This is a genomic window from Silvibacterium bohemicum, from assembly GCF_001006305.1.
In the GTDB taxonomy this organism is placed as follows: Bacteria; Acidobacteriota; Terriglobia; order Terriglobales; family Acidobacteriaceae; genus Silvibacterium; species Silvibacterium bohemicum.
This window is the reverse complement of the sequence record NZ_LBHJ01000003.1, coordinates 753166-765750: the sequence shown is the minus strand read 5'-3', so window position 1 is coordinate 765750 and position 12585 is coordinate 753166. Positions and strand designations below refer to the sequence as shown.

Genomic DNA, 12585 nt, shown 5'->3' with positions numbered 1-12585 from the left:
ACCGCTCGGTCTGGATCATGTACAGAATTTTGCGCGCCGAAGCGTAACTACCGAATGACGACGGGATAGTAGTATGGCGCTCCGTCACCCACACGAGTTGTGCCAAGGTAATGGTTGCCGGGAGTAAGGTGTCCAAGGTCAAGCCTCACCCTGAGCTCGGTGTGCGAACCCTCGACCGTCGCCTGCGCGGAGTCCGAAGCCTCGATAAGGCTTTCGCTCTGATCCCGTGACACAGTGACGCGATAACTGCCGGCAGGACTGTAATAGGGGAGGACAAGCCGCAGCTCGATCACCCGTCGCGGCAGAGGAATTGGAGCGGGGGCATCGCTCTTGGCCCCGTCTCGCGCCAGGCCGTCCGAGCTCAAATCAACAGAAACAGGGACCGCCACCCCGGCCTGAGCAGTCTCGACCGGTTGCCTCCTGTCGTGCGTTCGAGAAACCCCTACCAGCACGGCAACTATTGTGACCGCGGCCGCAACTCCGGCATACCACCACCATCGAGGAGTTCGTTGCGCGGAACGTGTGGCCGCTTGCCGAATCCGCTCCTCACGAAGCCGGCGGAGCTCCATCAGATCGCGGGTACACTCGGCACAGCGAAAGACGTGCAAATATTTCGGGTCTTCGAGATCTAGCCGTCCAGGTGTTTCGACGAAGGTGATGAGCGTTGCACGGTCAAAACATCCCACCCGGTCTGGGTTGGGATAGTGTTCGAGCACGTGCTCCTGGAGTCTTTCAAACAGGAGAGTATCGTTCTCATCATCCCTCACGAAGTTTTGAAGCTCGCCCACGGAATCCCTTCCAGTTTCTCTCATTTTCTACAAAGGATTTTCATCCGGATCGACCTCGAATGCCTAACTTTTTTCGGATGCGGTTCAGCTCACGTTGGCAACTCATTCGAATCGCATCTTTCGACTTCTCCAGCTCGGCGGCAACGTCTTCCCATCGGTTCCGGGAGCCGTAGCGCAGAAGCAGCGCCCGGCGCAGTGCTGGCGGAGTGTCTTGAAGCAGCGTGTTCAGATCCAGCTTGGCTTCGACGGCAGGCACCGCCGGCGCCGACGGTGGAGACAGAACTTCAATATCAGTGGTAGTTCCGCGAAAGATGAATCGGCTCTCCGAGCGCGACCAGCGCCTGACGGCATTTCGATAGTGCCTTGAGAGCAACTGTCGAGCTTCGTCGACATCGGCGGCCGACATTGCTTCGAGCCCTTCTTTGGTCTCTTCGATTGCTTGCTCCATCAGCTCGTGAGCCAGAGAAGCGTCACCTAACCGGACCGCTGCTAGCTGCTGCGCATCTGGCCACTCCGCCCGCACAGCAGCGCGCAGTATTGGAGCGATCCAATGTCCTTGTGGAGTAAATCCGATGACCCAGCAAAGATCAGAAGGGGAAGGTGATCTCATAAGTCGGCCCACAACAAAATTGCGTTGCGGGACAAACCAGATCGAGCTATGGCGTACCCGCAGTATCGAAGAACGTACTTCAAGTTAGACGCGATTTCCACAAAGAAGACACTTTTTCCTCACCGATGTGTTCGTTTTTGTTATTCCCGATGGCTATAGGAGTAGAGGGATTTTCATGGAACGTCGTCGACCACAAACAGAGGAGGCTGAGCATGATGACACGGAGCAGGGGAATCATTACCGCACCACCGTCTAATCCGGAAAGTGACTCGTGTTCAAGCCCAACAAGGGACCAGGTGCAATGTGAAGGCCCCCGCTGCGCTCACTGCGGTGCGAACATGGGTGCCTACCGTGCGGAGAGGCTTCACGCGGGCGAGATCGCGCTGAATATCGTATGCAGTTCCCTGTTGGTCTTGATCTTCGTGTCTGCCACTTACTTTTTCAATTCATGGTCTGAGCATGAGTTTCAGCATTTGTTCGAGCCTCACTGGGTATGGCATGAGCCTCTCGATAACTGGAACATATGACGCATCGACCATGACGATGACCGGCAGCATCGTGATAGGAAGTAGTCCATCTTCTATCATGCGTATCTCTGCAGGTTTCTATAACGTTCCTGCCCTCGCAGGGCCTTGGAAGGATAGCGGAAAGCCACATGGGAGGCTTTCCGCTTTTGCTTTTCCTGATAAGGCCCTCCTCACGAGTTCCCCGAGGGAAAATTATCTCTTCTGGAATGAATAGGATGTGGCCGTTTTCCGGGTTAGCCGAATTTTCACAGCGTTGACAAGGGGCTTCGAGCGAGAAAGACTTGCAACACGACGGCGAATAAAAAGCGAATACGCCAGCTTTGAACTTCGGCCTGAGTGGTGACCCGGAATGCAATCAGCAGCTCTTCTTCGTGCTCAATTGGAAGTCTCGCTCGCCGAACGCGCCCCGAGCGCCTTCACGCTTAAGGTGAGGCAGGCGCCTGAACTGCTTCCGACAGGAACCCCAGGACTCGATGTTCTTCTCGGTGGTGGCATTCCACGGGGCGGCATCACCGAAATTACAGGGACCTCAACCACCGGGAGAACTTCCCTGGCTCTCTCTATCCTCGCCCGCGCCACCGGCCAGGGTGCGGTGTGCGCCTGGGTCGATGTTCAGGACGCGCTCGACCCTGAGACGGCTTCAGCCTATGGCGTTCAGCTCGAACGGTTGTTGTGGCTCCGCGCCGGTCGCCGGTCAATCGGGATGCAGCAGCCACCCCCAGCATCACCTGCTGGATCGCACAACGAGAAGACTCGATCTCATCCATACAACGCCCATGAGGCGACGCAACACACGGGCGGCGGGCATCCCCGGCATGAACATCGCTCCATGGGCCATGCGGTCACGCAGTTGTTCCACTCACCAGGTGGCACACTTCAGGCGAAGCGAAGTGGCTCGACTGAGCGACTCATTGAGCTTGCTGCGATCGGGCCTCGCTGCGCAGAGCCACAACCCCACAGGAGAAAGCTGGAACAGATCTCTGCCGACCGCCTGCCTCCGCGCCGAGGCCAGACGGTTCTCGACGGAAGAGCGAATCACCGCATAGAGGAGCTCATTCCGGAGCAGCGTCAGTTTTTCTCCTCTGGAAGACCTGACGGTAAAGCTGCGCAAAGAGGCAACCCAAAATCGCCACTCGGCCAGGCATTGAGCGCCACCGATCTTCTTCTGCAGACAGGCGGCTTCCGGGCCATTGTGCTCGATATGGGAGATGTACGTGCAGACCATGTCATGCGCACGCCGACTTCCTACTGGTATCGCTTTCGTCTGCTGGCAGAGCAGACCCAGCTTGCCCTGATCCTGCTTACCAGCAATCCATGCGCCAAGAGCTGTGCGTCGCTGGTCTTGCGCTGTTACCGCAACGATGAGAACTCGCCATGGAGAGGCGACAGAGAAAAGGCCCTCTTTACGACTTTGCGCTATGCCGTCGCGGTCGAACGCAGGCGAAACGAGGAGATTGGTCCGCTGCATAAGAAGCCGGTTGCACGCACGACGACCGAATGGCAAGCCAGAGCTCCATGGGCGAGGTAGTGACCGATGTATGCATGCCTCTATATTCCGAGCTTCCCAGCACAGGCCGTGCTCCGCCTGCAGCCGGATCTGCGCCGGCAGCCTGTCGTCATCCTTGATGGAGAAGCTCCGCGCGAGACGGTGTTGTCCACGAATATGTTGGCGAGACGATTAGGTTTGATGAGCGGAATGACCCGCCTTCAGACCGAATCGTTTCCTCAAGTCCATTCGCTTCGCCGGTCGCAGACTCAGGAAAGCGTGACCAAGGGAGCTCTGCTGGAATGCGCCGCAAGCTTTTCACCCTTGGTTGAAGCGGTTCAGACTATCTTTTCCAATGAGCCAGGGCAAGCAGTCGTCCTCGATATTCGAGGCACGGATGGATTGTTCGGCAGCCCCGAGGCACTGGCCCTGAAGCTCCGCAAACGTGCCGGGGCTTACGGACTTCTCGCGAATGTCGCCACGTCTGTGAACTTCCACGCGGCAACCTGTATCGCCCGTGGCGTGTTGGGCGTGAACTCGATCAGGGCAGGCGATGAAGCGGCCGCACTGGCTTCCCTGCCGCTCGATGTTCTCGACCTCTCGCCTGAAATGGCGGACACATTTCGTTCGTGGGGGATCAGAAACTGCGGCATGCTCGCAAAGCTGCCTGAACGGGACCTGGTAGCTCGGGTCGGCTTCGAGGGACAACATCTCCGTGCCCTCGCTCGCGGCGAACATCCGCACCACTTTGTTCCGATCGAACCCGATTTCAGATCGCAACTGATCGAGACGATTGAGCTTGAACATCCAGTTGAATTGCTCGAGCCGTTGCTGTTCCTCTACGCGCGCTTACTCGATCAACTCCTGGTTCGTGTCCAGACAAGATCCCTTGCCATTGCGTCGATCGAGGTACAGCTTCGCCTTGATGGGCATGCCAATGACGCGCAACTCCATCACACCCGCACGATTCGACCGGCATTACCAAGTGAGGATTCCCGCCGGCTGCTCAAGTTGGTGCAGCTCGATATGGAGGCGCACCCACCGCTGGCTGCCGTTCTCGCGATCGAGATGCGCATTGAAGCAGCGAAGCCACACACAGCGCAGCATGGACTGTTTCTTCCTCAGGGGCCGGAGCCGGACAGCCTTGAAGTGACCCTTGCTCGCCTGAAGAAGCTTTTGGGAGAAGACCGAGTGGGAGCAGCTCAACTGCTCGATACACGGCGGGATGAGGGATTCGTGATGAGAAGGTTTGCTCCGCCGCCGCAACGGAATGGACTCATTCCTGAAGTTGCAGCAAATCTGCCCGCTGCCTTTCGTGTCTGCCGTCCGCCACTGGCGATTGGCACAACACTGCACGGCAATCAGCCTGTTGCGGTCTCGATCGACAGAGAGTCGTTTGACGTAGTCACGCGCGCTGGTCCATGGCGCAGAAGCGGGGAGTGGTGGTCGCAAGCGAACTGGTGCCGCGAGGAATGGGACGTACTGCTGTCCGATAAGGCAACGCAGAAAGTCTGCCGCATCGCACATGATCCAAGCTCGCACTGCTGGTACCTGGTTGGGACGTATGACTGATGCAATACGTCGAATTACATGCCCGGTCCGCCTTCTCGTTTCTCGAAGGCGCTTCCCTGCCCGAAACACTGATGGCGCGCGCCGCCGAGTTGCAGATGCCGGCAATGGCATTGCTCGACCGCAACGGTCTCTATGGCGCTCCTCGATTCCATACGACAGCAAGAAAGCTCGGAGTCCGAGCGCATGTCGGCGCGGAGATCGCGGTCGCCGACGCCGGCCAAAGGCTTCGTCCTCCGAATTACCTGCCTCATCAGTCCCTGCCTGAACCGGTTCGACTTTCGGTACTCGCAGAATCCCGCACCGGCTATCAGAATCTCTGCCGCCTGATCACTCGCTACAAGCTGCGCGCCGGAAAGAAGGCGGAAGGCGCGGCCCTGTTCTCCGACGTCGAGGAGCATCACGAAGGTCTCATCTGCCTGACCGGCGGCGATGAGGGTCCATTGGCCGCAGCTCTTGCTCGCGGTGGCGCGGAAGGAGGCAGAAAAGAAGTCGAGCGCCTCGTTTCGATCTTTGGCCCGGAGAACGTCTACGTCGAAGTTCAACGCCACTTTGATCGCGAAGAAGAGTGGCGCAATCGTGCGGCGATCGATATCGCCCGGTCGCTGAAGCTCCCTCTCCTCGCTACCAACGGCGTCAGCCATGCGACGGCCTACGAACGCGAAGTGCTGGACGTTCTGACCGCGATCCGGCACAAGACCACGCTCGATGAAGCCGGCCGCCTTCTCACCGTCAACGCCGAGCGTCATCTCCGTCCCTCGCGTGAGATGGCACGGCTCTTTTACGACCATCCGGAAGCGGTCGAGCACACGAGTGTCTTGTCCTCTCGCTTGAAGTTCGCGATGGATGATCTCGGATACGAATTTCCGCGTTATCCCGTGCCCGACGGCCAGACGATGGATTCGTTTCTGCGCAAGCGCACCGAAGAAGGATTGCGAGCGCGCTACCTGCCGAAGAAAGACCCCGCACTCTTTGCGAGAGCGCAAGCGCAGGCGGAACGTGAACTCCGGCTCATTGAGCAGCTTGGGTTAGCGGGCTACTTTCTCATCGTCTGGGACGTCGTCGAGTTCTGCAGGAAGAACGGGATCCTCGTCCAGGGTCGCGGCTCGGCTGCGAACAGTGTTGTCTGCTATGCACTCGGCATTACCGCTGTCGATCCGGTCGGGATGAACCTGCTCTTCGAGAGGTTCCTCTCCGAAGAGAGAGGTGAATGGCCCGACATCGATCTTGACCTTCCCTCAGGCGAAAAGCGTGAGCTTGCCATTCAATACGTCTACCGCCGCTACGGAGAGCTTGGCGCGGCGATGTGCGCCAACGTGATCACGTACCGCGGGAAATCGGCCGCTCGTGAAACCGGCAAAGTGTTTGGTCTCGACAAGGAGACGATCAACCAGATTGCCGGGAACGTCAGCAAGTTTGAGTTCAAACGGCCGGACGACACCCTCGAAAATAGCTTCCGTGCTGGCGGAGCAAACCTTCAACATCGTCGAATCCGCAAATGCCTGGAGCTTGCCTATCGCCTCCAGGACATCCCTCGCCATCTGGGCCAACACTCCGGCGGCATGGTCATCTGCCAGGGCCACCTTGATTCACTAGTTCCACTTGAACACGCCTCCATGCCGGGCCGTGTCGTCACGCAGTGGGACAAAGAAGATATCTCCGACATGAAGATGATCAAGGTCGATTTTCTCGGCCTTGGCATGATGGCCACCATGTCGGATTGCCGCGAACTCGTGCCGAGGTATTACGGCGAGTCACTCGATTATGGCCAGCTTCCGCAGGATGCAGCTGTCTATCGCATGCTGCAGAACGCCGACACCATAGGGCTCTTTCAAGTCGAGAGCCCGGCGCAGATGTCAGCGCTGGTGAGGAACTTTCCTGAGGTCTTTTACGACCTTGTCGTGCAGGTCGCCATCATTCGCCCTGGACCCATCGTCGGGAAGATGGCGAATCCATACATGCTGCGGCGACGCGGGAAACAGCAGATCACTTACCCGCACCCGCTGCTCATTCCTGTCCTTGAACGCACGCTGGGTGTTCCGCTTTTCCAGGAACAGCTCATCCGCATCGCCATGGTCATCGCGGATTTCTCGGGCGGCGAAGCCGAAGAGTTGCGTCGCGCCATGGGCATGCGCCGGTCGAAAGACAAGATGCAGCAGCTGGAAGCAAAGCTGACCGCAGGCATGACAAGGAAAGGTGTCGATCCCGCGGCGCAGAAGTTGATCATCCAGGCCATCAGTTCCTTTGCCTTGTACGGATTCCCCGAGAGCCACGCGGCAAGCTTCGCTCTTTTGGCCTACGCCAGCGCTTACCTCAAGCACCGCTACCTGGCTGCGTTCCTCTGCGCATTGCTGAATAACCAGCCGATGGGGTTCTACCATCCGGCAACGCTGGTGAAAGATGCCCAGCGCCATGGTTTGAAGATGCGTCACATCGACGTTCAGCACTCCGACTGGAAATGCACTCTCGAGCGCCTTCCTGAACAAGAGGCCTCGCGGTTCAAGGATCCTTTCGCTGTGCGCCTCGGCCTTGTGTACGCGCGCGGTATCCGGCGGCAGGCGGGCGAAGCGATCGTCCGTGCACGTTCAGTAGGTCCCTTCACCTCGGTCTACGATCTCGCTCGACGTGTGCCCCAATTGCGTCGGCAGGAACTTGTCACTCTCGCTCAGATAGGGGCACTCAACTCTCTCGGGGAAAACATCCATCGTCGCGATGCGCTCTGGCAGGCAGAGTATGCGGGACGTCCATCCGGCGAACTGTTCAAAGACATACCGGAAGAGCAGGAGCATTGGAAATCGACGCCGCTGTTCCAAATGACGACCAAGGAACGGCTCGCGGCCGACTACCAGGGGACCGGCCTGACTGTAGGCCCGCATCCGATGAGCTACCATCGTGACCGTCTCGCGCGTACGGGCACCGTCTCAGCCTCGGCATTGAAACGCCTGCCGAACGGGCAACGCGCTCGTATCGCGGGTTTCGTTATCTCGCGTCAGATGCCGGGAACGGCAAAGGGCTTCTTCTTTCTCAGTATCGAGGATGAAACCGGCGTATCCCGAGCCATCATCGATCCTGAAATGTTTGATAAGCACCGTGCGCTACTGAGCCAGGGAAGATTTCTGCAGGTCGAAGGCTTGCTACAGAACATGGACAATGACATCTCTCTCAAGGCCTTCGATGTGATGCCGCTTGCGATCGACGACATGGAGTACGGTCGCACGACTTCCACTGGGGTCCTTGGGGCGGCTTGATAGACCAGGAGTCGGCACTTACCCAGCAACCCTCTTGTCGGTATCCTCTTGGCGACGCAGCCAGATTACGAGTCCTGCATTCACCAGAGCAAAGACCAGCGGCCCATAGGTTTTTGAAGGATCGTGAGCAAGGAACCCAATCCAGCTATCGAACAGTTGTACGATCGACATGGCCGCTCCCAGAAAGAGGATGGCGACACGGGATCTTGCTCCTAGAGCTACGAGCACGACAAGCAGGAGCGCGATGCTTCTGGACGCGGCATAACGAGCAAAGCTATCCGCACCACCTGCTCCGAAAAGCCCGGCAAGCGAATAGCCGGCGCTCACTCCCGCGCTCAGCAATGTCATCAAGGCGCAGCTCCAAAATGCCTTCATGGATACCTTTCCTTTGCTCATTCAGCAGTAAAGTGCAGCCGTTTCACTCGCGACATCAGGTTCACCGACTTGCCGAGACAAACTGTCACGGCGACGGCGGGAGCCTCTAAAATGAGGCTCCCCTTTAGTTGTAAGCCAGGAGAATGCGGGATATCGATGCCCGACTCTGCATATCTCTAGCCTAAAATTGCAATTGGGAGCACATATTAGACGCGAACCCCTCAATGGGCACTTCGGTTGCGTGGATGCCTTGCCCACAGATCCCTCAACCGGCCATCGCCACCTGTTCAGCAAACCGGATCACGAGGTGGTGGTTTACCCTGAGATCTAGGGGACGAATATTGGGGGACAAAACAGTCACCCAACATGTATGTGTCGATTGAGCAAGTCCCCCCCGGGGACGGATAGCTCCCAAAAATCCGGGGTGCAAGGCGAAATCCAGTTCCTATGAGAGATTATCGAGGCAAACTTGACTACGACCGGGAGCGGATGAAAGAGCTCCTGTTTGAGTTGGCCCCGAAGCAGGGTGGGCACTCAACGAAGCTGGATGGGGTGAAACTCTTCCGGTTTGATCAAGGGCTTCCGCACGGACCGCTGGACTATCGGCCACGCGTCTGTTTCCTCGCGAGCGGCAAGAGGAAAGGCTACCTTCATGGCAAGCATCTCTCATGGGAGTCAGGGCAATTTCTTGTCCTGGCGTCTCCGACGCCGCTGGAGGCGACGACCGAACTCGACGACTCCGGGGAGCCAGTGGTAGGAGGCTGTATAGAAATTAACACTGCTGTCCTCGCCGAACTTGCGCATCAAGCGAATGTGCCCGTAGAGGAGGTGAGGGAGAATGGCTCCACGGATTTTTGCCCAGCTCCCCTCGACCCAGACTTGAGCGACGCCTTTGTTCGTCTGCTTTCCAGTCTGCGTTCAAAGGCCGACTCTGCGGTCCTCGGCACCTCTATCACCAGAGAGATTGTGTACAGGATTCTGAAAGGCCCTCAAAGGCGTGCGCTCTACACCATGCTCAATGGCAGTCAACGCTGGAAACAGGTCTATGCCGCAGTGGATTGGATTCACGGTCATTATTCGACTCCGTTGAACATCCCCGAAATCGCGGATAGAGTCTGCATGAGCATCTCGGCATTTCACCACTCCTTCAAGGAGGTGATTGGGCAATCTCCCCAGCGATATATGAAAGCCGTGCGTCTGCAGCGGGCCTATCTGTACCTCAGGTATGACGGGCTAACGGCCTCGCTTGCGGCATCAAAAGTTGGCTACGAAAGCCCATCGCAGTTCAGCCGGGATTTCAAACAGTTTTTCGGCCAAAATCTTGCGCAGATAGGGTGGCCTCACGATAACGGTATCAGCGCACTTGACTCTCTTCTGGAGAGCGCCGAAATGGGAGTCGGGTTAGGTGAAGACGCTGCCGCGCGAGTTTCACCAGTCCTCCGTGAACTCGAAGAATCCGCGAAGCCGAGTCTCTGATTCGGAGCTCATCGCAAACAATATTTGCCCTGGTACTTAGAACAACTGCGAAGATCCGTCGTCCTCCGGCCGCTGCGACTCGCTTCTATTGGGTCGCACGCGAAGTTTGGGAATGATCCTAAGCGTTCGCGCTGCGTCGCGCGAGCACTCGCTTCGCTGAATCAGCCAAAGTCACCACGGCCGCGGCCATCATGATGCAGTCCTTCACGATCAGGCGCCCCGCAATCGATAAGTAGGGGAAACCATGTGTGGCCGCCCCGAGCGGTTGGACCCACGCCTCGGGTGTGGTCACGAGAAACGAGAGCGTAGTGAATGACATGCAGACCAAGAGAAGGCTACCGATAGCAGATATTCTCGGAGCCACCGGAGCCAGGACGATGAGAATGGCAATCGTGATGATGGCAACTCCGAGGGCATAGGAGACTGGGTAGGTACGATTGCTCTCCTCCCATTGATGGTTCGCATCGCTGACCTTACCCTCCGGGCTGGTATGGGTCCTGTACTCCGGGGCCGGATGCGTATACAGAAATGACATGAAAGGGCTGTTTGCAATGAGTGGGACAATCCCATCCGCTTCGTAATCGGTAACCTTCAGTCCACCGATCCATACGAGGACGATGAATAGGGCGATGCGAAGCAAGCGCACCCCCCAAATATCGAGACCTGCAGCAAATTGAAAAAACCGCTCCATAATTCTCCCGGACAATCAAGCGTGGCTTCCGCGGAAGATGTGCGGCGCGCTAACTCGAGTCCTTCTGATGGGACATGATTCTTGGCGGCGAAGGCAATGCCAACTTCTGCATTTAACATGCCTGCTTCTGCAATTCAGCTGCCGGTAACATCACGAACTCAATGCACCTCAACCACAGGATCAACTTTGCAGAAATAGGCAAGAGATTTGTAGAAGAACACATGGACGCTTGGGTCCACATGCGGTTTCCTAAGTACTGAATAGGAGGGGTGAGTCTACTTTGCTACGGCCACGCTCGGCAAGGTAGATGCAAGACGCCCGATGTTGAATTGACCCCACATCAACCACGAAGTTCGTAAATTTCCGGAAGCTTAAACGAAGAGGTTACTGCACCGATGAGACCAATCGTAGAAACGGATGTTCCGAGATCAATTACACCCGAGATGAAAGCACTGTCGCGTCGACAGATGCTAATTGGGGGCGCTGTCACGATGGCCGGAATGAGTTTGTCCCCGGTCGCCTCGGCTCTGTCAACCTTCGCATCGGATTCCACAAACCTAAAGGGGAAAAACATGTCTCACCATCTTGACTCACCACTCGCTCGGCAGGACGTTCGTCTTGATATCACCGATCTCTACGTATTCCGCGGCGAAGTCGGCACCGCATTTGTGATCGATGTTTGCCACTCTCTCGGCCAGCCTAAAGTTCCCGGTTACCACCCGGAAGGCATGTACGAATTCAAGGTTGATCTCAACGGCGATGCTGTTGAAGAGGTGACCTACCGCCTCAACTTTGAGGAGCGCGACGCGCAGGGAAAACAGAAATACACCGTGCGGCGTATTCGTGGGAAAGAGGCTGTCGACCCGCACGCGAAGGGCACGGTCATCGCTCAGGGTATCACAGAAGAAACCGTCACCTCGCCATCCGGTGTGCGTGTCTGGGCTGGCCCCGCTGGCGACCCCTTCTGGATTGAGCCAACGGTGCTGCACGCGGTGGGTCATGCATTCGAGGACGGCACGAAGCTCGATCTGGGCGATTGGAATGACAGCAAGGCAGTAAATCTGTTCGCTGGCAAGACGGTGTATTCGATTGTTCTGGAGCTGCCGGATGCCGAGTTGCTCAACGGCGCTGGCGACAATCGGAAGATCGGTGTGTGGGCTGTGGCTTCACTCGCCACAGATGCAGGCGGATGGCGTACGATCAACCGCTTTGGTCTTCCAATGATCTGGCCGCTTTTCACGCAGTACAATGAGGATCTCGGCAATCGTCTCAATGGCGGGCGTCCGGCCGACGACTTCGCAACCTGGGGAGATGCTCTGGCCAAGAAGATGGCAGCCGTGGTCGCCGCTTACGGAACGTCTGAAGATCCGCAGGCGTATGGAGAGAAGATCGCGCACCGGATGTTCCCCAACATTATGCCGTACCATGTCGGCACATCAGCATCGTACGGGTTCCTCGAGTGGAATGGCCGCACGATGACTGATAACGCACCCGATGTCATGTTCTCCATCGCGGCGAACACTCCCATTCAGCTTGGAATCGGTAAGGAATCGGTCACTTCTAAACCTCGAAAGAACTTCCCCTACGTTCCCCTCGCAGTGTAGGAATCGGCCGGCTGGGCTGAGGTAGAGCCCAGCCGGTCATCTTAAGTCTGATAAGCGCCAGCCAACTACGGGCGACGTCGACCACCCAAAAAATTCAGCAATCAGAGGGATCAAAGGAATCACATCGGCGAGTAACACGAATTCCAATTTGATGTTATTTCCCACCCTTGCTACCGATGTCTGTCAGGACACCAACGGCCCAGACTGATAC

The 12585-nt window shown here is 57.3% G+C and carries 9 protein-coding genes; 5 read left to right on the top strand and 4 right to left on the bottom strand.

The genetic code is table 11. The features are described 5' to 3' along the window. Nucleotides 1–47: 47 nt before the first annotated feature. Complete coding sequence (locus tag XX99_RS08760) at nucleotides 48–788, bottom strand: hypothetical protein (RefSeq protein ID WP_156185872.1); 741 nt, start codon at nucleotides 786–788, stop codon at nucleotides 48–50. 40 nt (nucleotides 789–828) lie between these two features. Beyond that, on the bottom strand, nucleotides 829–1398 hold the full coding sequence (locus XX99_RS08755; RefSeq protein ID WP_156185871.1) for a sigma-70 RNA polymerase sigma factor region 4 domain-containing protein: 570 nt from the start codon (nucleotides 1396–1398) through the stop codon (nucleotides 829–831). Between the two features lie 876 nt (nucleotides 1399–2274). On the opposite strand from XX99_RS08755, the gene XX99_RS08750 reads away from it, so the two are divergent. Genes XX99_RS08750 through XX99_RS08740 form a run of 3 tightly spaced genes read left to right on the top strand, consistent with a single transcriptional unit; the run spans nucleotide 2275 to nucleotide 8228 of the window. Further along, nucleotides 2275–3453: an ATPase domain-containing protein gene (locus tag XX99_RS08750; RefSeq protein WP_050058967.1), complete on the top strand. Its 1179-nt coding sequence runs from the start codon at nucleotides 2275–2277 to the stop codon at nucleotides 3451–3453. A 6-nt stretch (nucleotides 3454–3459) separates the two neighbouring features. Further along, nucleotides 3460–4983, top strand: a complete 1524-nt coding sequence (locus tag XX99_RS08745) for a DNA polymerase Y family protein (RefSeq protein ID WP_050058966.1) — start codon at nucleotides 3460–3462, stop codon at nucleotides 4981–4983. Continuing rightward, entirely contained in the window at nucleotides 4983–8228 is a 3246-nt protein-coding gene (locus XX99_RS08740) for a DNA polymerase III subunit alpha (protein WP_231581208.1), read from the top strand. Before XX99_RS08745 ends, XX99_RS08740 begins: the two co-directional genes overlap by 1 nt. A gap of 18 nt (nucleotides 8229–8246) precedes the next feature. Here the strand turns inward: XX99_RS08740 and XX99_RS28025 are convergent, their stop codons facing one another. Continuing rightward, nucleotides 8247–8603, bottom strand: coding sequence for a hypothetical protein (locus tag XX99_RS28025; RefSeq protein ID WP_231581207.1), 357 nt, complete (start codon nucleotides 8601–8603; stop codon nucleotides 8247–8249). 447 nt (nucleotides 8604–9050) lie between these two features. On the opposite strand from XX99_RS28025, the gene XX99_RS08735 reads away from it, so the two are divergent. Continuing rightward, a complete protein-coding gene (locus XX99_RS08735) occupies nucleotides 9051–10079 on the top strand; it encodes an AraC family transcriptional regulator (protein ID WP_050058965.1) in 1029 nt (342 codons plus the stop codon). Nucleotides 10080–10197: 118 nt separating this feature from the next. Here the strand turns inward: XX99_RS08735 and XX99_RS08730 are convergent, their stop codons facing one another. Beyond that, nucleotides 10198–10770 carry a DUF417 family protein gene (locus XX99_RS08730; RefSeq protein WP_050058964.1) on the bottom strand — a complete coding sequence of 191 codons (573 nt, stop codon included), beginning with the start codon at nucleotides 10768–10770 and terminating at the stop codon, nucleotides 10198–10200. 572 nt (nucleotides 10771–11342) lie between these two features. Here XX99_RS08730 and XX99_RS08720 point away from each other — a divergent pair. After that, complete coding sequence (locus tag XX99_RS08720) at nucleotides 11343–12374, top strand: DUF4331 family protein (RefSeq protein WP_050058962.1); 1032 nt, start codon at nucleotides 11343–11345, stop codon at nucleotides 12372–12374. The last annotated feature ends 211 nt before the right edge of the window (nucleotides 12375–12585 follow it).

Excerpts from the sequence above, each read along its gene's own strand:
- XX99_RS08755 (WP_156185871.1), bottom strand. The coding sequence starts at position 1,398 with ATGAGATCACCTTCCCCTTCTGATCTTTGCTGGGTCATCGGATTTACT.
- XX99_RS08750 (WP_050058967.1), top strand. The coding sequence starts at position 2,275 with ATGCAATCAGCAGCTCTTCTTCGTGCTCAATTGGAAGTCTCGCTCGCC.
- XX99_RS08745 (WP_050058966.1), top strand. The coding sequence starts at position 3,460 with ATGTATGCATGCCTCTATATTCCGAGCTTCCCAGCACAGGCCGTGCTC.
- XX99_RS08740 (WP_231581208.1), top strand. The coding sequence starts at position 4,983 with ATGCAATACGTCGAATTACATGCCCGGTCCGCCTTCTCGTTTCTCGAA.
- XX99_RS28025 (WP_231581207.1), bottom strand. The coding sequence starts at position 8,603 with ATGAAGGCATTTTGGAGCTGCGCCTTGATGACATTGCTGAGCGCGGGA.
- XX99_RS08735 (WP_050058965.1), top strand. The coding sequence starts at position 9,051 with ATGAGAGATTATCGAGGCAAACTTGACTACGACCGGGAGCGGATGAAA.
- XX99_RS08730 (WP_050058964.1), bottom strand. The coding sequence starts at position 10,770 with ATGGAGCGGTTTTTTCAATTTGCTGCAGGTCTCGATATTTGGGGGGTG.
- XX99_RS08720 (WP_050058962.1), top strand. The coding sequence starts at position 11,343 with ATGTCTCACCATCTTGACTCACCACTCGCTCGGCAGGACGTTCGTCTT.